Here is a 20,070-nt window from a genome sequence, read left to right on the forward strand (position 1 = left end):
GATGCCCGAAGCCGCAGAGACCGGCGCGGACCCGCGCCACGGGGCGCGGCTCACCATCGACCTCGGCGCGGTCGCGGAGAATTGGCGCCGCCTCGGCGCGCAGGCGCCCGGCACGCCCTGCGCCGCCGTAGTCAAGGCCGACGCCTACGGCTGCGGCCTCGGCGCGGTCGCCGGCCGGCTCTGGCGGGAGGGCTGCCGGACATTCTTCGTCGCCCATCTGGAAGAGGCACTCGCCGCGCGGCAGGTGCTGCCGGAGGCCGCGATCTACGTGCTCAACGGACTGCCTCCGGGCGGCGGTCGCGTCCTCGCGCAGGCCCGGCTGCGGCCGGTGCTGAACGCCGTCGAGGAGCTGGCGGAGTGGGCCGACCTCTCCGAGGGCCGCCTGCCCGCCGCGCTCCATGTCGACACCGGCATGAACCGCCTCGGACTGCGCATGGAGGAGGCGGTCGCCCTGCCGGGCTCGGACCTGCCGGCACGGGCCGGGATCGACCTCCTGATGAGCCATCTCGTCGGCGCGGAAGTTCCGGACGACGCGGTGAACGCCCGGCAGATCGAGGCCTTCGCCCGCGTCCGCGCGGCGCTGCCCGGCCTTCCCGGCTCGCTGGCCAACTCCTCGGGCATCTTCCTCGGCGCGGCCGCCCATCACGACCTGCTGCGGCCTGGCTACGCCCTATTCGGCGGCAACCCGGTGCCGCACCGCCCCAATCCGATGCGGCCGGTGGTGCGCCTGGAGAGCCCGATCCTCCAGACCCGCTCCGTCGAGGCCGGGGAGCGCGCCGGCTACAACGGCACCTGGACGGCACGCTCGCGCCGGCATCTCGCGACGCTCTCGCTCGGCTACGCGGACGGCTACCCCCGCGCCGGCGGCGCGCAGGGCCGGGCGCTCGTTGCGGGCGTGGCCTGCCCGATCGTCGGGCGCATCTCCATGGACCTCGTGATCCTCGACGTGACCGAGGCGCCGGGCGCCCGCCGGGGGGCGCTCGCCACGCTGATCGGCGACAGCCTCGACGTGGACACGGTCGGGCGCGCGGCCGGCACCATCGGCTACGAGATTCTGACCGGCCTGGGTTCTCGCTATGTTCGCGCCTATGTAGAGTAGGCCCGCGACCCCGAGCGAACCCTTCTCCGAATCCGCCCCATGGCCAAGATCCAACAGACCTTCGTCTGCCAGTCCTGCGGGGCGGTCTACAACCGCTGGCGCGGGCGCTGCGAGGCCTGCAACGGCTGGAACACGATCGTCGAGGAGGCGGTCTCCGCCGGCTCGCAGACGGGCCCCGCCGCGACGCGGCCCTCCCGCGCCCGCGGCCGGGTCTTCCCTCTGGAGGGGCTGACCGGCGAGGCCCGCGAGGCGCCCCGCGTGCCCTGCGGCATCGCCGAGCTCGATCGCGTCACCGGGGGCGGCTTCGTGCGCGGCTCGGTGCTGCTGATCGGCGGCGACCCCGGCATCGGCAAATCGACGCTGCTGATGCAGGCCTGCGCGGCGCTGGCCTTCCAGGGCGAGCGCGTCGCCTACATCTCCGGCGAGGAGGCGGTGGGACAGGTGCGGCTCAGGGCCGAGCGCCTCGGCCTCGCCGACCGGGCGGTGGAGCTCGCCGCCGAGACCAACGTCGAGGACATCGTCGAGACGCTCTCGCAGGGGCGCCCGCCGGCCCTCGTCGTCATCGACTCGATCCAGACCATGTGGACCGAGACCGTAGAATCGGCGCCGGGCACCGTCACCCAGGTGCGCGGCTCCGCCCAGGCGCTCATCCGCTTCGCCAAGACCACGGGCACGGCGGTGATCCTCGTCGGCCACGTCACCAAGGACGGGCAGATCGCCGGTCCCCGCGTGGTCGAGCACATGGTCGACGCGGTCGCCTCCTTCGAGGGTGACCAGGGCCACCATTTCCGCATCCTGCGGGCGATGAAGAACCGCTTCGGCCCCACCGACGAGATCGGCGTCTTCGAGATGACGGGCTCGGGGCTCGCCGAGGTGCCGAACCCCTCCGCCCTGTTCCTCGCCGGGCGCGACCACGCGGCGCCCGGCACCGCGGTCTTCGCCGGCATGGAGGGCACGCGCCCGCTGCTTGTGGAGATCCAGGCGCTGGTCGCGCCCTCCTCTCTCGGCATGCCGCGCCGCGCCGTGGTCGGCTGGGACCCGAACCGTCTCGGCATGGTGCTCGCGGTGCTGGAAGCCCATGGCGGCGTGAGGCTCGGGACCCACGACGTCTACCTGACCATCGCGGGCGGGCTTCGGGTCTCCGAGCCCGCCGCCGACCTCGCGGTGGCGGCCGCCCTCGTCTCCTCGCTCTCAGGCGCAGCGCTGCCGCCCGAGAGCGTCTACTTCGGCGAGATCGGGCTCTCGGGGGCCATCCGCCCGGTTTCCCAGGCGCCGGCACGGCTGAAGGAGGCGAAGAAGCTCGGCTTCGCCCGGGCCCTGATGCCGCAGGGGCGCGGCGAGGAGGCCGAGCGCGGGCTCTCGGCCGAGTCGCTCCGGCACATCGGCGAACTCGTCGCCGGCATCGCCGCGAACGGGCCACGCCGCAGCGCGCCGGGCCGCGGGCCCCACCGCGGCGTGCGCTACGAGGAGGAGGACGCCTGAGTGGTGCTCACCGGAGGCGCAGGACGAGGGGCGCCTCGCTGACGGGCACCGCCTCCCGCCGGCACCCGGTCTCGGCGGCGGCGTAGGCGACGGCGTCGGAGCGGGTGCGGAAGATGCCGGCGCCGAGCCCGTGGATCTCGACGGCGAGCCACGCGCCCTGCGCGCTACGGCCGACGAGGAAGCTCGGCCCCTCCCCTCGTCGGGGGACGGGATCGGTCTCCGCGGCCGGATCGGCGGTCCGCCGCAGCGTTTCAGGTTTGACGAGGAGAGGCATGGTTGGTCCGGGTTCCGCGGCGCGTCGAGCGGCCGTGTCGGGAATCTCGGCCTTTCGACATTCGGATGCCATGCGGGGCGAACCGCAAAGATATCAGTGACGCGTGAGGATGCCGGCTCGCCGATCGCCTAGCTCAAGTCGGCTGCAGCCCGTCTTGAATTCTGATCGTTGATTGCGTGCTGGCTTTACCCAACGTGGCGCCAAGGGGCGGGAGGCAGTTTTGCCGGGACGCGCTCAACTGCCCCGAGCACGGGAACCGTCGGAGTATCGTCTATGCCGGCCTGAGAGCCCGGCTGCATCGTCCGACACGATGACGAGGCCGCACTGTCCAATCAACAACGGAACAGGGATAGCAGTAAAACAAGCTATTCTCAGATCGCGCTCCCCATCGGTATCGAACAATGTGACGTTGCTTTCGCCGAGCTTGAGCCGCTTTTGAACCGTCAGCCTGGGAAGCTCGAGCATGCGATCTGGAAGCGATGACTTGTCTACGGCACTCGACATCACAACACATGTGAGTGCAGGCGCCGTGTCATCGAAATGGATCAGTGCCACCTGATAAGGGACGCCGCCAAGCCAAAGACCCCAGGCGATCAGCGTCGTGCTCTTTTCTTCATCGCTTCGGGAAGGAAACGGTCCCGGCATCTCGCGCCAGCTGCCGCTGGCTGCGTGGACTCGAAGCTGCTCAAGCGAACGCCGGTGCTGAATGCAGGTCTCATCGAAAAGTCGCACGAAGCGACCGGTGGCTGCCTCAAGGTCGATCACGCTCGCGGGCGGAATTTCGCTCGTTTGCGCGAAGGCATCGCGTGCAGCCGGTAATGTGAGGCTTGCGGCGATCAAAGTTGCTCGAAGCAGAGCTTGCATCGTTCGCTGTCTTCCGCCGTAAGGCACGGGCGTTTCGCCGTGCCCGCTCCTCGAGGCGCTTGTCCTCGGGTGCCATCGTCCATCTATTGCGGCTCTCTCGATCTCAGTTCAAGCCGAGGCGCTCTCCACGTGATCGCCAGGGTGACGGCCGAGGTTGGCCGGAGTATAAGGCGGCCTCTGTCCGGGGAGCCCGTGGAAGCCCTGTGATGGCCGCTGCCCTCCCCCAGGTGCCCTGACCGATCGCGATGCCGTTCTCCATCCTCGATCTCGCCGTGCTCGGCATCGTCGTGATCTCCGCCCTGCTGGCGGCCGTGCGCGGCGTGACCCGCGAGGTCCTGGCGATCGTCGCCTGGGTCGCCGCCGCGGCGGTGGCCTGGACGCTGCATCCGATGCTGCTGCCGACCGTGAAGCAGCACGTCACCAGCGACACCGTGGCCCTCGTCGCCTCGATCGCGGCGATCTTCCTCGTCACGCTGATCGTCGTCTCGATCGTCACCGTGAAGATCTCCGACGTGGTGCTCGACTCTCGCATCGGCGCCGTCGACCGCTCGCTGGGCTTCCTGTTCGGGGCGGCGCGCGGCTTCCTGATCTGCGTGATCGGCTGGGTGTTCCTGTCCTGGCTGGTGCAGGGCAAGATGCCGGAATGGGCCGCGCAGGCGAAGAGCCGGCCGATGCTGGAGAAGTCCGGCGACGCCCTTGTGGCGCAGCTGCCCGAGAACCCGGAAGGCTTCCTCAAGCAGTTCAAGAAGCCGAAGGGCGAGACGGCGCCGAGCGAGCCCGTCGAGGCCCCGGCCGAGACCGACACGCCGCCCCAGCGCCGTAGCGACGCGCCGGCAGCTACGCCCGCCTCGCGACGCTGACATGCCCGCGCCGCGGCCCGGAACCGCTTGGGCCGGGGACGCGGATCGCCTACATAGACGGCTTCTAAAGAACCCGGTCCCGCCCCGGGGCAACCAGGAATCCGCACCGATCATGGCCGCGACAAGGGCGATGAGCGCCGCCTCCGTGCATGCCTCCGCGACGCACGGCCCCGACGCCGCAGGCGACGACCTCGACGGGGACACCCTGCGCGAGGAGTGCGGCGTCTTCGGCATCTTCGGACATCCGGACGCCTCGGCGGTGGTGGCGCTCGGCCTCCACGCCCTCCAGCACCGCGGCCAGGAGGCGGCGGGCATCGTCTCCTTCGACGGGGAGGTCTTCCACTCCGAGCGCCGCCCCGGCCTCGTCGGCGATTCCTTCTCGGATCGCGGCACCATCGAGCGCCTGAAGGGCCAGGCCGCCATCGGCCACGTGCGCTACTCGACCACCGGCGGCACCATCCTGCGCAACGTGCAGCCGCTCTTCGCGGAGCTGGCCGGCGGCGGCCTCGCGGTGGCCCATAACGGCAACCTCACCAACGCCCTCTCGATCCGCCGGGAGCTGGTGCGCGACGGCGCCATCACCCAGTCCACCTCCGACACCGAGGTGATCCTGCATCTGGCCGCCCGCAGCCGGAAGCCCCGGATCATCGAGCGCTTCATCGACGCGCTCCAGCGCATCGAGGGCGCCTACGCGCTGGTCGCGCTCACCAACAAGAAGCTCATCGGCGCCCGCGACCCGCAGGGCATCCGCCCCCTGGTGCTGGGCGAACTCGACGGGCGCTACATCCTCGCCTCGGAAACCTGCGCCCTCGACATCATCGGCGCCCGCTTCGTGCGCGACATCGAGAACGGCGAGATCGTGGTGATCTCGGACGAGGGGATCGAGTCGATCCGCTTCGCGGAGAAGCGGCCGCTCCGCCCCTGCATCTTCGAGTACATCTACTTCGCCCGCCCCGACTCCGTCGTGAACGGCAAGAGCGTCTACGCGGTGCGCAAGAACATCGGCGTCGAGCTCGCCCGCGAGGCCGGCGTGGACGCCGACATCGTCGTGCCGGTGCCCGATTCCGGCGTGCCGGCGGCGCTGGGCTTCGCGCAGGAGACGGGGGTGCCCTTCGAGATGGGCATCATCCGCAACCACTATGTCGGACGCACCTTCATCCAGCCGACGCAGTCCGTGCGCGAGCTCGGCGTGCGCATGAAGCACTCGGCCAACCGCGCCGCCGTCGAGGGCAAGCGCATCGTGCTCGTCGACGACAGCCTGGTGCGCGGCACCACCTCGGTGAAGATCGTGCGGATGATGCGCGAGGCCGGCGCACGCGAGGTGCATTTCCGGATCGCCTCGCCGCCGATCACCTATCCCGACTTCTACGGCATCGACACGCCGGAGCGGGAGAAGCTGCTCGCCGCCACCCACTCGCTGGAGGGCATGCGCGAGTATATCGGCGCCGATTCGCTCGCCTTCCTCTCGATCCCCGGCCTTTACCGGGCGATGGGCGAGGAGCGACGGGACGACGCTTGCCCGCAATACACCGACCACTGCTTCACCGGCGACTATCCGACCGGCCTGACGGATCTGGCGATCGCAGGGCCCCGCCGCCTCGCTCTCCTCGCTGAAGCCGACTGAGATGCTCCCCATGACCGCTGCCGCTGAAAGACCCCTCGCGGGGCGGATCGCCGTCGTCACCGGCGCCTCGCGGGGCATCGGCCGGGCGGCCGCTCTGGCGCTGGCGGGGGCCGGCGCGCATATCGTCGCCGTGGCCCGCACGCAGGGCGCGCTGGAGGAGCTCGACGACGCCGTGGGGGCGGCCGGCTCGACCGCGACGCTCGCGCCCTTCGACATCACCGACTCCGACGCCATCGACCGGCTGGGCGCGGCGATCAACGAGCGCTGGGGTCGCCTCGACGTGCTCGTCGGCAATGCCGGCATCCTCGGCGCCCTGACGCCGCTCGGGCACCTGCCGCCGAAGACCTGGGCGCAGGTGATGGACGTGAACGTCACCGCCAACTGGCGGCTGATCCGCTCCCTCGATCCGCTGCTGCGCCGATCCGATGCGGGCCGGGCCGTGTTCGTCACCTCCGGCGCCGCCCACAAGGCCCGTGCCTACTGGGGACCCTACGCGGTGTCGAAGGCGGCGCTCGATGCGCTGGTGCGCACCTACGCCGCCGAGACCGAGACCACCGCGATCCGCGCCATGCTTCTCAATCCGGGGCCGCTGCGCACCGCCATGCGCCACCAGGCGATGCCCGGAGAAGACCCGCAGACCCTGCGCACGCCCGAGGACCTCGCACCCCATTTCGTGCGCCTCGCCAGCCCCGGCTGGACCGAGACCGGCAAGCTCTACGACTTCCCGAGCGACCGGGTGCTCGCCTTCCAGCCCCCCGCCTGAAAGCCGCGCGATGATCGACGTTCGCTGCATCTGCGCCATCGGCCAGCGGGGACAGCTCGGGCTCAACGGCCAGCTCCCCTGGGAGGGCAACACCGACCCGCTCTTCGTCGAGGACGTGACGCGCTTCTTCGCGCTGACCATGGGCCACGTGCTCATCGCCGGCCCGAAGACCGTGGCGTCGGTGCCGGAGTTCGCCTTCAGGGACCGCACCATCGACGTGATCCGCTCCCACGAGGACCCGAAGGCGGTGCTCGCCCGCTACCCCGGCCGGCGCATCTTCGTCGGCGGCGGCATCGCCGTCTGGAACGTCTACGCGCCCTTCATCCAGCACTGGGACATCACGCGGCTTCCCTACGACGGCGAGGCGGACCGCTGGTTCGACCCGGCCTGGCTGGTGGGCGGCCCGCTGCGAAGCTGACGCTCCGGGCAACGAGCGGAGCCGTTGCGAGTTGACGGGCACCTGCCCTGACAGCCCGAGTGCCCCGATGAGTTCCGCGCCCTACCGCTTCGGCATCGAGGAGGAGTACTTCCTGGCCGATGCCGAGACCCGCGGCACCCCGCGGCGCTCGGTGAAGCCGTTCCATGTCGAGGCCGCCGAGACGCTGCCGGAGATCGGCCGCGAGCTGCTCCAGTGCCAGGTCGAGGTCTGCACGCCGCCGGTGACGGCGTTCGCGCAGGCCCGGGACGTGCTCGGCCGCCAGCGCCGGGCGCTGGCCGATCTCGGGCGCGCCCACGGCCTCCTCGTCTTCGCCGCCGGCACCCACCCCGTCGCCGACTGGGCGCGTCAGCTTCCGACCAAGGGCGACCGCTATCGCGGCATCCTCAAGGATGTCGGGCTCGCCGGCCGGCGCAGCCTGATCTGCGGGATGCACGTCCATGTCGAGGTGCCGGACCCGGAGGCCCGCGTCGACCTGATGAACCGGCTGCTGCCGTTCCAGCCGCTGCTCTTCGCGCTCTCGGCCTCCTCGCCCTTCTGGCAGGGCAAGCCCACGGGGCTCACCGCCTACCGCCTCAGCGCCTTCGGGGAGCTGCCCCGCACCGGCCTGCCGCCACTCTTCCGCAATGCCGAGGCCTACGCGCGCTACGTGCGGATCATGACCCGGGCCGGCTCGATCCAGGACGCGAGCTTCCTGTGGTGGTCGCTGCGGCCCTCGATCAAGTTCCCGACGCTGGAGCTGCGCATCGCCGATTCCTGCACCCGGCTCGAGGACGCGCTGACCATCGCCGCCCTGTTCCGCAGTCTCGTGCGCCTCGCGGTGCGCCGGCCGGACCTCAATGCCGGGCTCGACGACGCCTCGCGGGCGCTCGCCGAGGAGAACCTCTGGCGGGCGCAGCGCAGCGGCATCGACGCCGAGATGATCGAGGAGCGCGACGAGGAGGCCCATCCGTTCGCCGAGAGCCTGGAGCGGCTGCTGGCCCTCGTCGCCGAGGACGCAGACGCGCTCGGCTGCACGGCGGAGGTCGAGCGAGCGCGGACGATCCTGAGCGACGGCACTAGCGCCGACCGGCAGATCGGCATCTACGAGAAGTTCCGCGAGACGGACGGCAACAGCAACCGCCAGGCCCTCGACGCCGTGGTGGACTGGCTCGCCGAGACGAGCGCCGCCTGAGCGCTACTTGTCGAACGGGTTTTCGCTCGTCCTCAGCGACAGCCGGATCGGCGTGCCGGGGAGGTCGAAGCTCTCGCGCAGCGCGTTGACGAGGTAGCGCGTGTAGGATTTCGGCAGGGCGTTGAGCTGGTTGCCGAACAGCGCGAAATGCGGCGGCCGTGTCTTCACCTGCGTGGCGTAGCGGATCTTGATGCGCCGGCCCGCGACCGCGGGGGGTGGGTTGCGGGAGAGCGCGTCGCTCAGCCAGTCGTTGATCCGCGAGGTCGAGACGCGCCGGCTCCAGACCTCGGAGGCCGCGACCACCGCCTGCATCAGCTTGTCGATGCCCTCGCCGGCCAGCCCCGAGAGCGGCACCACGGCGACGCCCCGGACCTGCGGCAGCAGCCGCGTGCAGTCCTCGCGCAGCTCCTTGAGCAGGCCCGGCTGGTCGGCGACGAGGTCCCATTTGTTGAGGCCGATCACCACGGCGCGGCCCTCGCTCTCGACGAGGTCGATGATCGTCAGGTCCTGCTTCTCGAAGGGGATCGTCGCGTCGAGGAGCACCACGACGACCTCGGCGAAGCGCACCGCCCGCAAGCCGTCGGAGACCGCGAGCTTCTCCAGCTTGTCGTCGATGCGGGCGCGCCGACGCATGCCGGCCGTGTCGTGGAGGCGGATGCGCCGCCCCCGCCACTCCCAGTCCAGCGAGATCGAGTCGCGGGTGATGCCGGCCTCGGGGCCGACGAGGAGCCGGTCCTGCCCGATCATCCGGTTGATGAGCGTCGACTTGCCGGCGTTGGGGCGCCCGACGATGGCGACCTTGAGCGCCTTGTCGGCGCCTTCGCCGTCCGCGTCCTCGTCCGCTTCGGGGAGCGCCTCTTGCAGAGCCGAGTGCAGCTCGCCGAGACCCTCGCCGTGCTCGGCGGAGAACGGGATCGGGTCGCCGAGGCCGAGCGAGAAGGCTTCGTAGGCGCCGGCCATCCCGGCCCCGCCCTCGGCCTTGTTGGCGATGAGGATCACCGGGCAGCCGGCCCGGCGCACCATTTCCGCGAAGGGCCGGTCGGCGGGCAGCACGCCGACGCGGGCGTCGATGACGAACAGCACCACGTCCGCCTCGAGGATCGCCGCCTCGGTCTGCAGGCGCATCCGCCCGAGCAGGCTCTCGGAATCCGCCTCCTCGAGACCGGCGGTGTCGATGATGCGGAAAGCGAGGCCGCCGAAGCCGACATCGCCCTCGCGGCGGTCGCGGGTCACGCCGGGGCGGTCGTCCACGAGGGCGAGCTTCTTGCCGACGAGGCGGTTGAAGAGGGTCGACTTGCCGACATTCGGCCGTCCGACGATCGCGACGGTCGGCAGGTCCATGGGTTCAACGTCCGGTTCTGGTCCCGCACAGGCGCGGGAGGCGTTCAGCGGGTGATGGGCGGGGGGGCGGCGGCCTCGTTCTGGGCCGCCGTCTCGGTGACGGGACCGCCGGCGACGAGCGCCGTGTAGACCTCGATGCGCTGGCGCAGGTTCGGCGGCGTCTCCGGATCGGTGACGAGCTGCTCGAACCAGCGGCCGGCCTCCTCGTACTGCCCGCGCCTGAGCGCGGCGAGGCCAAGCATCTCGCGGGCGGTGTAGCGGTAGGGGCTCGTCGCAGCCAGCCCCTGGAGGCTCGCGAGGGCCGGGGCCGGATCGGCGGCGTCGAGGCGCAGCAGCGCGGCCCGCAGGCGGGCGAGATCGCGCAGGCCGTCCGGGACCTTGGAATCACCTGCCAGCCCGTCGAACTCGGCGGCCCCTGCGGCCGGGTCGCGCTTGCCGGCCTCGGCCGCGGAACGGAAGCGGGAGAGAAGGCGGTAGCCGGAGGGGCCGTCGCCCTCCAGGGTGTCGAAGATCTTGTCGGCCTCCGCGACGCTGCCGTCGCGGGCGAGGCGGTTGGCCTTGTCGTACTGCTCGGAGGCCGCCTCGGAGGCGGTCCGCTCCCGCGCCTGCCAGTAGCGCCAGCCGCCGACCCCGGCCACGATCAGCACCGCCACGGCGAGGATCACGCCGCCGTAGCGGGCCCAGACCTTGGCGATCTGGTCGCGGCGGTAGTCCTCGTTGACCTCGCGGAAGAACTCGTTGTTTTCGGCCATCGCACCCTCGGGGCCGGGCGCGCCACGAGACGCGCGCGCCGCCGGCCTTGCCAGGAAGGGCCCGCGCCTAGCACAGCCCCGCGGGAATGGCGACAGAGGGTTTGTCCTTCGCCCTCGGGAAGACCGTCAGGCGGCGCCCGGCCAGACCTGCACGCCGATCAGCACCGCGTGGAGCTCGCGCGCGAACGCGAACCAGACCGCGACTCCGATCGCGACCGCCAGCGCGTCGTTGCGCCAGCCCGCCGGCGCCGCCTGCCCGCCATGGCTCGCGGCGACCTGCCCGGCGGAGAGCGCCCGGCGCTTGGCGCTGATGCGCGCGGCGACCGCCCAGGCGAGGAAGCCGCCGAACAGCAGCATCGAGCCCAGATCGCCGTTGGCGAGGAGATGGGCCGTCGCCCAGATCTTCACGGCCAGCAGCATCGGGTGCTTCAGCCGCGCCCGGATGTGGCCGGGCAGATAGGTCGCCGCGAGCGAAATGAAGGCGAACAGCATCAGCAGCAGGGCGAGGTGCCGGGTGAAGACCGGCGGGTCCCAGACCGGGATCAGCCCGGCGGAGCGGTAGGACTGGAAGCCGACCACGGCCAGCACCAGGCCGATGGCCGAGAGCACCGAGTAGCCGATCTTGTAGCCACCCTCCCCCAGCCGCGCGACGAGCTGCGCGCGGGGCCCCCGCGCCATCGAGAAGGCGTGCGTGCCGAGAAACAGCAACAGTCCGAGAATCAGGATCAGCATCGAGGCGCCATCGGTTGTCGCTGCACCGCGGAGGGCGGCCATCCTGTAATCGTTCTGAACAGGATCGCCGACCCTGTCCAGGCGACCACACGGATGCGCGAGGATCGTCTCGACGGCTTGGCAGACGGGTCGGGACGGCTCTATCAGGGCGCGCCGCACGTCGATGCCCGCGTGCCCGCGTATCGACCCGATCAGTGACCGGAGGCCGGAGCCCGCGCGCTCGGGCCCGCCAGAGGCGGAGCCGCCCCCCGATGCGGGACCCGAACGCGATCGACTTCTGGCGCGGCCTCGCCCTGGTGACGATCTTCATCAATCACATTCCGGGCAACACCTTCGAGCGCTACACCTACTCGCAGTACGGCATCTCGGACGCGGCGGAGCTGTTCGTGTTCCTGGCGGGCTGGTCGATCGGCATCGCGACGCGGGACAAGTCGGGCGAGCGCGAGAGCGTCTTCCGCAGCGTCCAGCGGCTTCTCTCCCGCACGATCGAGGTCTACCGCGCCCAGATCACCATCATGGTCCTGGCGCTGGCGATGATCGCAGGCACGGCGCTCGTCCTCGACAACCCGCTGATCCTCGAGTGGCACAATGCCGGCGGCTTCTTCGGCGACCCGATCCAGACCGTCGTCGGCGTCGCGTTGCTCACGCATCAGCTCGGCTTCTTCAACATCCTGCCGCTCTACGTGGTGCTGCTCGGGGTGGCGCCGCTCTTCGTGATCGTCGCCCGCTATAGCCGGCTCGCGGCGCTCGGCCTCTCGCTCGCGCTCTACGCGACGAGCCTCGTGGAGGAGTGGAACCTGCCCTCCTGGCCCGGCGACGGCGACTGGTTCTTCGATCCGCTGTGCTGGCAGCTCCTGCTCGTGCTCGGCTTCGTGCTGGAGGACTGGAACCGCCGCAGCCCGCTGCTGCGGATCTGGGCCCGGCGACTGGTTCCGCTGGGGATCGTGATCGTTCTTCTCGGGATCGTGCTCTCGGTATTCGAACTCCGGCCCGATCCACTGCTCGTTCCCGAGCCGCGCCTTATTTTCACCTTCGACAAGACTTATCTCACGCCGGCCCGGCTGATCCATTTCGTCGGCGTGCTCCTGGCGTTCCATCTCGTCTATGCCTGGATCGCCCCGCGGATCGGACCTGCCGTCGACTACCTGAGCCGGCTCGGACGCAACTCCCTTGCCGTCTTCTCGATGGGGTCGATCCTCAGCCTCGCCGGACAGCTCGTCCGGTTCTGGACAGGGGGCGGTCTTCTGGTCGACGTTCTCGTGGTCGGCGCCGGTCTCCTCGGCCTCGGCACGACGGCATGGTTCGTGGAATGGCGCTCCCGCAAGCCGCGGGTCCGGGCATGAGCCGGCTCCCCGCACTCTTCGTCGCCCTCGGGCTCCTCGCGTCGCCGGTCCGGGCCGAGACCGCGCCGCCTGCCGACGCGCCGGCCAAACCCGCGCCGGCCGTCGTCTCGCCGCCCGCCGCCACGGGGGCCGACGCCGCCGATACCAGCCTCTCGCCCGAGTGCCGGGTGCCGGGCTCGAAGCTCTACACCCTCGCCCGCCTCGCCGCGGTGAAGGCCGCGCTCAAGGAGCATCGGGCGGTGCGGGTGCTCACCATCGGCTCGACCTCCGGCGCCGCGACGAGCAGCGCGAGCTACCCCGTCCGCCTCGAGACCGCCCTGGAGCGGTCGCTTCCCGAGGTCGACGTGGTGGTGGAAGCGCGCGGCCTCCAGGGCGAGATCGCCTCCGGCGCCGCCGAGCGCCTGCGCGCCCTCGTGGCTGAGATCGAGCCGGACCTCGTGATCTGGCAGGTCGGCACCGCGGACGCCCTCGCTCGCGTCGAGCTCGACGCCTTCGCCGACGCGCTCGACGAGACCGTGCGCTGGATCAAGTCCCACCGCATCGACGTGGTGCTGGTCGATCCGCTCTACACGAAGAGCCTCGCGCAGGACGAGTATTACAACAGCATCGTGCGCAAGGTCTTCGAGGTCGCGCGCCGGGAGGCGGTGCCCCTCGTCCAGCGCTACGAGGCGATGCGCTACCTCTCGGCGGGCTCCGACAAGGGCGAGGCCCATTTCCTCGGCCGCCAGTTCCGCCTCAACGATCTCGGCATGCGCTGCATGGCCGAGCACGTCACCCGCGCCATCACCCTCTCGCTGCTGCAGCCGGATGCGACGGGCTCGGGCAACGGGCCGATCGTCGGCAAGGAGCCGCCGAAGGACCGCCCGGCCACGGAGGCGAGCCCGGCTCCCGCCCGCTGAGGCGGGCGGCCAGCCCACATTCCGAGCGGCGGTCGAAGCCTTACGGCGTGGCGGTGCCCGTGGTGTCGGGTCCGGTGAAGACGTCGCGGATCTTGCGCCCGGTGGCCGCGAGCGACGGGATCTTCACCCCGAGCACCTCGGTGTCGTCGGACTCGGGCTCGGCGGCGGCGACCGCCGCCCGTGGAGCCGGTGCGGGCTGCTGCGCGACCTTGGCCGGCTTGGCGGCCGGCTTCGGCTCCGGCCGGGAGGCCACCGGCTTCGGCGCGGGCTTCGGAAGCGTCTTGGCGGGGGCGGCCTCCGCCTCGTTCTCCGGCGGCAGGGCGGCGAAGGCCGCGGTGGCGGCCTCCCGCGCCCGCACCGTCTCCGTGGGGCGAATGATCGCGGCGGCGCGGGTCGGCAGGATCGGCGCGGCCTCGCGAACGGCGGACACGAGGCTCACCGGCTCGATCGGCGGCAGCGGACGGGCCGTCGCGGCCGGGCGCGATGCCGGCAAGGGAGCGGCCTTGGCATCGGGCGCCGGATCGAGGGCGGCGCGCAGGCTCGCGGGTCCCACGGCCGGAAGCGGCGACGGAGCCGGAGCCGCCGGCATCACGGCCGCGGTCTTCGGCGCCTCGGGGCGCGGCGCGAGGGCGGGCACGCCGTCGCGCAGGTCAGGCCATTCGGCGGCGCGGGTGGTGACGATGACCGGGCGCGGCGGAGGCCCGGCGAAGCCCGCGAGCAGGGCGTTGGCGCCGGCGAAGGCGCCGCCCGCGGCCGCGGCGATGCCGAGACCGGCGGCGATGCGGCCGTAGGGGATCGCCCGGCGCCGGCGGGCCGTGCGCGGAAAGGGGGTCGCTGCCTCGCCCGTCATCGATATGGCCTCTCGCATGCGGAACGCATCGGCCGGTCCCTGCCTCTCCCGAGCAGCCGCGCGGATCCGCGCGAACGAACATCGCAAGGCGGGACGATGCTGCGCACATTGAGGCGCAAAGATGTCCCGTGCGTTAACTACGGCGCCTCGCCCGCCGGGGGTCCACGATGCCTCCCGCAGCTGTGGAGAACTCCGCTGCGACTTGGAAGACGGTAAGGTTCATCTGATCTCGGCCGTCGATCATCATCGCGGGCCGGTCGATGCTGCATGTGGACGGGGCGCCCGGCCGCGTCGACAACATCCCCGCCATCGGTCACGGTCGCGCCTTAGCCCGAGACGCCCCGACGCGATGACCGACGACACCGCCCCGGCGGAGCCCGCAAAGCCGCCGCGCCGGACGGGCGGAGGACCCTGGAGAACCTGGTCGACCCGCACCCATCTGATGGCGGTGGTGCTCGTCATCGATCTCGTGGCGGCGCTGGTCTCCTGCGCGGTGATCGTGCTCAACGCCCGCTCGGCGGTGAAGGTCGAGACAAGGGCCTCCCTCGCCACCGTCGAGCAGCTCGTCGCCGACACGATCAGCCTCGCCCAGCCCGAGGCGCCGGTGGCGGTGCTGCGCACCCTCGACTTGCGCTTCCAGGCCCTGCGGCACGTCCGCGTCGCCGTGCGGGACGCCGAGGGCGCACCGATCCGGGTGCGGCTCTCCGGCCTGCGGCCGGACCGGCACGAGGCGCCCGCCTGGTTCGCGGCGCTGATCGCGCCGCCGGTGCAGACGCACACCATCCCCATCGAGAGCGGCGGCGCCCGAATCGGTTCGGCGCAGATCACCACCCAGCCGCTCGACGAGATCGACGAGGTCTGGGGCTACGCGGTGGCGCTCTCGCTCACCAGCCTCACCATCAACGCCGCGATGCTCGCGGCGCTCTACGTGGCGCTCGGCCGGGTGCTGGCCCCGCTGGAGCGGCTGACCGAGGGCCTGACGCAGCTCGAGCACCACGACTACACCGCCCGCCTGGAAGCGCCGGCCTCCCGCGAGACCGCGCAGATCGCCGCCCGCTTCAACCGGGTCGCCGAGGCGCTGACCGCGGCGCGCGGCGCGAACCGGCAGCTCAACCGCCAGCTCCTCACCGCCCAGGACGACGAGGGGCGCCGCACGGCGCTGGAACTCCACGACGAGTTCGGCCCCTGCCTGTTCGCGCTGGAGGCCAACGCCGCCTCGATCACCCGTCTCGTCGGGGCCGAGGGCGAGCCGGATCGCCAGCGGCTCGCGGCGCGGGCCGCCGACATCAGCGGCATCGTCGCGCAGGTGCAAGGGCTGAACCGGGACCTTCTCAACCGCCTGCGCCCGCACGCGCTCGGCGAGGTGCCGCTCGCGGAGTGCCTGAACCTGTTGATGACGGGCTTCGCCCGGCGCCATCCCGACACCGTTTTCGACGGCCATTTCGAGGGGCTGGCCCGAGGCTACGGCGACGTCGTCGACCTCACGGTGTTCCGCTGCATCCAGGAGAGCACCACCAACGCCGTGCGCCACGGCGGCGCCCGCACCGTCACCGCCCGCGCCGAGGAGCGGGACGGCGTCCTCTCGATCCGGGTGCGCGACGACGGCGGCGGGCCGCGGGAGGGACACCGCATCGGCCTCGGCTTGTCGGGGATGCGCGAGCGGGTGGGCGCCCTCGGCGGAACCTTTGCCCTTGACAAGGGCTCGCCCGGCGCACTTGTCCGGATCAGTATCCCCGTCGAGCCCGAGCCGGGCGAACCCGCGAGCGCGAGCGCGCAACCATGAACGCCCAGACCCCGAAGCCGGTCATCTCCGCCGCACGGCTCCCGGTGCTCGTCATCGACGATCATCCGATCGTGCTGCAGGGATGCCGGCGCGTGCTCGAGGATGCCGGCGTCGAGACCGTGGCCGAGGCCACCAACGTGGTCGCCGGCTACCGGGCCTTCCACCGCCTGCGCCCGCCGATCGTGATCTGCGACCTGACCTTCCAGGGCAGCGGGCTCGCCGGCCTCGGCCTGATCCGCCGGATGCGGGCGGTGGAGCCGAAGGTGCGGGTGCTGGTGTTCTCGATGCACAACGATCCGGTCATTGTCGCCCGCGCCCTCGAGGCCGGGGCGCTCGGCTACGTCCTCAAGGACCACGCCTCGGCGGAGCTCTTCGAGGCCTTCGAGCGGGTGCGCGCCGGCGAGGTCTATCTCGACCGGCGGCTCGCCACCGAGGTGGCGATGCTGCGCGCCGACGCAAGGCGCACGCCGGAATCGCAGCTCACCCCCCGCGAGCAGCAGATCCTCACCCGCCTTGCCCAGGGCAAGTCCTATGGCGTCATCGCGAGCGACCTCTCGGTCAGCTACAAGACCGTCACCAACGCCTGCTCGCAGATGCGCCAGAAGCTCGGGGTGCGTACGCTCGCCGAGCTGATCCACGTCGCGGTGACGCAGGCGCAGCGCCAGGGCTGATCCGAAAGGCAGGCGGGAATGGCATCGCAGGGGACGTTCTCGGCGGACGCCTGGGCGCGCAACGCCGCCGCCTACGAGACGATCCGGGGGATGCCCTTCAACGCGGAGCTGGCCGAGGGCACGCTCTCGCGGGAGCGCTTCCGCCGCTACATCCTCCAGGACGCGCACTACCTGATCGGCTTCGGCCGGGCGCTCGCCCTCGCCGCCGCCCGCGCGCCCCACCCGGACCGGATCGTGCAGTTCGCCAAGGGCGCCGAGACCGCGATCGTGGTGGAGCGGGCGCTCCACGGGGGCTTCCTGCGCGACTACGGCATCACGCCGGAGAGCTTTTCCGCGACGCCCCTGTCGCCTCCTTGCGACCACTACGTCTCCTGGCTCCTCGCCACCTGCTATGGGCAGGCCCACGAGGTCGCGCTCGCGGCCCTTCTGCCCTGCTTCTGGATCTACGCCGAGGTCGGCCGCGACATCCACGGCCGCGCCGTGCCCGACAACCCGTATCGGGCCTGGATCGACACCTATGCCGGCGAGGAGTTCGCCGCCGCCGTCACCGCGATGATCGAAGCGACCGACGAGGCCGCCGCCATCGCCTCCCCGACTGCGGTCGAGGCGATGCACCGGGCCTTCACACACGCGACGCGGCTCGAATACCTGTTCTGGGACGGCGCCTATCGCGGCTCCAACTGGCCGCTGTAGGGGCCGCGGATGCCGCTCAGCCGACGCAGCGTCATGGCCGGGGCGCTGGTCGCGGCCGGCACGTCCCGGCAGGCACGGGCGCTCTCAGCCGACGCCTCCTCGCAGGGGAGCGGCATCGCGATCCTGCTCTATCCCGGCATGACCGCCCTCGACGTCGCCGGGCCGCAGGGGCTGCTCGCCGGGCTCGGGCCGATCCGCACCGTCGCCCGCCGCAGGGGCCGGGTGGAGAGCGACACCGGCCTCGCCCTCGTCGCGAGCGACAATTTCGAGACCTGCCCCCGCGACCTCTCAGTGCTGCTGGTCCCCGGCGGCGACGGCACGCCGGCCCAGATGCGCGATCCCGCGACCCTCGATTTCCTGCGCGGCCGCGCGGCGCGGGCCGGATGGGTGGCGAGCGTCTGCACCGGCTCGCTGATCCTCGGCGCGGCGGGGCTGCTCGCGGGCTACCGCGCCACCTCGCACTGGTGCGTGCGCGACCGGGTGCTGCCGCTCCTCGGCGCCGTGCCGGTCGAGGAGCGCGTGGTGTTCGACCGCAACCGGGTCACGGCGGCGGGCGTCTCCGCGGGGCTCGATCTCGCCCTTGCGCTCGCCGCCCGGCTGCGGGGCGAGGACTACGCGAGGACGGCTCAGCTCGTCGCCGAATACGCGCCGCAGCCGCCCTTCCGGGCCGGGACGCCCGCCGAGGCGGGCGCGGCGATCACGCAGGCCGCCGACGCGATCCTCGCCGATCTCGTCGAGGGCTCGCTCGCCGCGGCGCGGGCGCGCTGACGCCCACTGGTGCGCGGCCGCGCTTCGATTAGGTTGATCCGATCCGGGCGCGTCCGCCCGAAGCGCATGGGGTGGGGGAATCGATGGCCGGTGGCATCGCGGGCGATCTCGTACGCACGAAATCGCTCGAGCGGCTGCACGCCGACGCCCATGCCGGCGAGCACACGCTCCAGCGGACGCTCGGACCCTGGAGCCTGATCGGCCTCGGCATCGGCGCGGTGATCGGCGCCGGGCTGTTCTCGCTGACCGGCATCGCCGCCGCGCAGCACGCCGGCCCCGCCGTGGTGATCTCGTTCGCCATCGCCGCCCTCGGCTGCGCCTTCGCCGGCATGTGCTACAGCGAGATGGCGGGGATGATCCCGGTGGCGGGCTCGGCCTACACCTACGCCTACGCCACGATGGGCGAGTTCGTGGCCTGGATCATCGGCTGGGACCTCGTGCTCGAGTACGCTGTCGGCGCGGCGACGGTCTCCGTGAGCTGGTCGCAATACGTGACCCGCTTCCTGCACCAGCTCGGGATCGACCTGCCGGCGGCCCTCGTCCACTCGCCCTTCGAGACCTACAAGCTGGCCGACGGCACCATGGCCCACGGCCTCGTCAACCTGCCGGCGATCCTGATCATCGTCGGGGCCTCCGCGCTGCTGATGATCGGCATCCGGGAATCGGCGAAGGTCAACGCCATCGTGGTGGCGATCAAGCTCGCGGTCGTGGCGATCGTGATCGGGGTCGGGCTCTTCTACGTGAAGGCCCAGAACTACGTGCCCTTCATCCCCGAGAACACGGGCACCTTCGGCGAGTACGGCTGGAGCGGGATCATGCGCGCGGCCGGCGTGGTGTTCTTCGCCTATATCGGCTTCGACGCGGTCTCGACGGCGGCGCAGGAGGCCAAGAACCCCCAGCGCAACATGATGATCGGCATCCTCGGCTCGCTGGCGATCTGCACGGTCATCTACATCCTCTTCGCCGGCGTCCTGACCGGGCTCGTGCACTACGACGCCATGCGAGGCGACGCGGCGCCGGTGAACACCGCCATCGCGCAGACGCCCTTTCCCTGGCTGAAGTCGCTGGTGACGCTCGGCATCATCGCCGGCTTCTCGACGGTGATCCTGGTGCTGCTGCTGGGCCAGAGCCGGGTGTTCTACACGATGTCGCAGGACCGGCTCCTGCCGGGCCTGTTCTCGCGCATCCACCCGACCTGGAAGACGCCCTACCGCTCGAACCTGTTCTTCATGGTCTTCACCGGCGCGCTCGGCGGCTTCCTGCCGATCAGCCAGCTCGGCCACATGACGAGCATCGGCACGCTGCTGGCCTTCGTGCTGGTCTGCCTCGGCGTCATCATCCTGCGCCGCACCCAGCCCGACGCCCCCCGCGCCTACCGGACGCCGCTGGTGCCGCTGGTGCCGATCCTCGGCATCCTCTCCTGCGGCGCGATGATGGTCTCCCTCGACGGCGAGACCTGGCTGCGGCTGGCGGTCTGGCTCGCTATCGGCCTGGCGATCTATTTCGGCTGGAGCCGGCGCCACAGCCGCATCGGGCGCGAGGAAAAGGCCGGGCGCTGAGCCCCCGGAGAAGCTCCCCTGCTCCGTCTGCATCCGACCCTGCGCCCCGCAACGCGAGCGGGCGCGCCCCTGGACGGGGACGGCCTCGGCCAGACCCTCATCG

20 protein-coding genes are annotated in these 20,070 nt (G+C 71.6%); 14 read left to right on the plus strand and 6 right to left on the minus strand.

From position 1 onward, the window contains the following. Window position 1 precedes the first annotated feature (1 nt). Window positions 2-1,099: an alanine racemase gene (alr, locus tag MFF04_RS01115; protein ID WP_238273650.1), complete on the plus strand. Its 1,098-nt coding sequence runs from the start codon at window positions 2-4 to the stop codon at window positions 1,097-1,099. Between the two features lie 39 nt (window positions 1,100-1,138). After that, complete coding sequence (gene radA, locus MFF04_RS01120; RefSeq protein ID WP_238273651.1) at window positions 1,139-2,581, plus strand: DNA repair protein RadA; 1,443 nt, start codon at window positions 1,139-1,141, stop codon at window positions 2,579-2,581. Window positions 2,582-2,588: 7 nt separating this feature from the next. Here radA and MFF04_RS01125 read toward each other — a convergent pair whose 3' ends face one another. Both MFF04_RS01125 and MFF04_RS01130 read right to left on the minus strand, forming a co-directional pair. Further along, window positions 2,589-2,855 carry a hypothetical protein gene (locus tag MFF04_RS01125; RefSeq protein ID WP_238273652.1) on the minus strand — a complete coding sequence of 89 codons (267 nt, stop codon included), beginning with the start codon at window positions 2,853-2,855 and terminating at the stop codon, window positions 2,589-2,591. A gap of 234 nt (window positions 2,856-3,089) precedes the next feature. Further along, the gene (locus tag MFF04_RS01130) at window positions 3,090-3,719 is read right to left on the minus strand and encodes a hypothetical protein (RefSeq protein ID WP_238273653.1); all 630 of its coding nucleotides are present in this window, start codon (window positions 3,717-3,719) and stop codon (window positions 3,090-3,092) included. 245 nt (window positions 3,720-3,964) lie between these two features. Here MFF04_RS01130 and MFF04_RS01135 point away from each other — a divergent pair, with 245 nt between their 5' ends. The 5 genes from MFF04_RS01135 to MFF04_RS01155 all read left to right on the plus strand — a co-directional run bounded on the left by MFF04_RS01135 (window position 3,965) and on the right by MFF04_RS01155 (window position 8,576). Next, window positions 3,965-4,579, plus strand: coding sequence for a CvpA family protein (locus MFF04_RS01135; RefSeq protein ID WP_238273654.1), 615 nt, complete (start codon window positions 3,965-3,967; stop codon window positions 4,577-4,579). Between the two features lie 130 nt (window positions 4,580-4,709). Beyond that, complete coding sequence (gene purF / locus MFF04_RS01140) at window positions 4,710-6,203, plus strand: amidophosphoribosyltransferase (protein WP_238273655.1); 1,494 nt, start codon at window positions 4,710-4,712, stop codon at window positions 6,201-6,203. A gap of 10 nt (window positions 6,204-6,213) precedes the next feature. After that, on the plus strand, window positions 6,214-6,966 hold the full coding sequence (locus MFF04_RS01145; RefSeq protein WP_238273656.1) for an SDR family NAD(P)-dependent oxidoreductase: 753 nt from the start codon (window positions 6,214-6,216) through the stop codon (window positions 6,964-6,966). Window positions 6,967-6,976: 10 nt separating this feature from the next. Further along, window positions 6,977-7,384, plus strand: a complete 408-nt coding sequence (locus tag MFF04_RS01150; RefSeq protein WP_238273657.1) for a dihydrofolate reductase — start codon at window positions 6,977-6,979, stop codon at window positions 7,382-7,384. Window positions 7,385-7,451: 67 nt separating this feature from the next. After that, window positions 7,452-8,576 (plus strand): carboxylate-amine ligase, encoded by a 1,125-nt coding sequence (locus MFF04_RS01155; RefSeq protein ID WP_238273658.1) that lies wholly within the window; start codon window positions 7,452-7,454, stop codon window positions 8,574-8,576. Window positions 8,577-8,579: 3 nt separating this feature from the next. Here MFF04_RS01155 and der read toward each other — a convergent pair whose 3' ends face one another. The 3 genes from der to MFF04_RS01170 all read right to left on the minus strand — a co-directional run bounded on the left by der (window position 8,580) and on the right by MFF04_RS01170 (window position 11,401). Beyond that, window positions 8,580-9,917, minus strand: coding sequence for a ribosome biogenesis GTPase Der (gene der, locus MFF04_RS01160; RefSeq protein WP_238273659.1), 1,338 nt, complete (start codon window positions 9,915-9,917; stop codon window positions 8,580-8,582). Window positions 9,918-9,961: 44 nt separating this feature from the next. After that, window positions 9,962-10,669: a tetratricopeptide repeat protein gene (locus MFF04_RS01165; RefSeq protein WP_238273660.1), complete on the minus strand. Its 708-nt coding sequence runs from the start codon at window positions 10,667-10,669 to the stop codon at window positions 9,962-9,964. Window positions 10,670-10,795: 126 nt separating this feature from the next. Next, complete coding sequence (locus tag MFF04_RS01170; protein WP_238273661.1) at window positions 10,796-11,401, minus strand: NnrU family protein; 606 nt, start codon at window positions 11,399-11,401, stop codon at window positions 10,796-10,798. Window positions 11,402-11,652: 251 nt separating this feature from the next. Between MFF04_RS01170 and MFF04_RS01175 the strand changes: the two genes are divergently transcribed. Together MFF04_RS01175 and MFF04_RS01180 are read left to right on the plus strand one after the other, a co-directional pair. Continuing rightward, window positions 11,653-12,744, plus strand: a complete 1,092-nt coding sequence (locus tag MFF04_RS01175; RefSeq protein ID WP_238273662.1) for an OpgC family protein — start codon at window positions 11,653-11,655, stop codon at window positions 12,742-12,744. Next, a complete protein-coding gene (locus tag MFF04_RS01180; RefSeq protein ID WP_287034788.1) occupies window positions 12,711-13,643 on the plus strand; it encodes an SGNH/GDSL hydrolase family protein in 933 nt (310 codons plus the stop codon). Before MFF04_RS01175 ends, MFF04_RS01180 begins: the two co-directional genes overlap by 34 nt. 40 nt (window positions 13,644-13,683) lie before the next feature. On the opposite strand, the gene MFF04_RS01185 is transcribed toward MFF04_RS01180, so the two are convergent. Then, window positions 13,684-14,493: a hypothetical protein gene (locus MFF04_RS01185; RefSeq protein ID WP_238273664.1), complete on the minus strand. Its 810-nt coding sequence runs from the start codon at window positions 14,491-14,493 to the stop codon at window positions 13,684-13,686. Between the two features lie 349 nt (window positions 14,494-14,842). Here MFF04_RS01185 and MFF04_RS01190 point away from each other — a divergent pair, with 349 nt between their 5' ends. The 5 genes from MFF04_RS01190 to MFF04_RS01210 all read left to right on the plus strand — a co-directional run bounded on the left by MFF04_RS01190 (window position 14,843) and on the right by MFF04_RS01210 (window position 19,967). Continuing rightward, window positions 14,843-16,276: a LapD/MoxY N-terminal periplasmic domain-containing protein gene (locus MFF04_RS01190; protein WP_373319925.1), complete on the plus strand. Its 1,434-nt coding sequence runs from the start codon at window positions 14,843-14,845 to the stop codon at window positions 16,274-16,276. After that, window positions 16,273-16,947, plus strand: coding sequence for a response regulator (locus tag MFF04_RS01195; RefSeq protein WP_238273665.1), 675 nt, complete (start codon window positions 16,273-16,275; stop codon window positions 16,945-16,947). The genes MFF04_RS01190 and MFF04_RS01195 overlap by 4 nt, the downstream gene beginning before the upstream one ends. Before the next feature lie 18 nt (window positions 16,948-16,965). After that, window positions 16,966-17,640 carry a TenA family protein gene (locus MFF04_RS01200; protein WP_238273666.1) on the plus strand — a complete coding sequence of 225 codons (675 nt, stop codon included), beginning with the start codon at window positions 16,966-16,968 and terminating at the stop codon, window positions 17,638-17,640. Window positions 17,641-17,649: 9 nt separating this feature from the next. Next, window positions 17,650-18,408: a DJ-1/PfpI family protein gene (locus MFF04_RS01205; protein WP_306308057.1), complete on the plus strand. Its 759-nt coding sequence runs from the start codon at window positions 17,650-17,652 to the stop codon at window positions 18,406-18,408. 83 nt (window positions 18,409-18,491) lie between these two features. Beyond that, window positions 18,492-19,967: an amino acid permease gene (locus MFF04_RS01210; protein WP_238273667.1), complete on the plus strand. Its 1,476-nt coding sequence runs from the start codon at window positions 18,492-18,494 to the stop codon at window positions 19,965-19,967. Window positions 19,968-20,070 lie beyond the last annotated feature (103 nt).

This window comes from Methylobacterium jeotgali (assembly GCF_022179345.1).
Lineage (GTDB): Bacteria > Pseudomonadota > Alphaproteobacteria > Rhizobiales > Beijerinckiaceae > Methylobacterium > Methylobacterium jeotgali.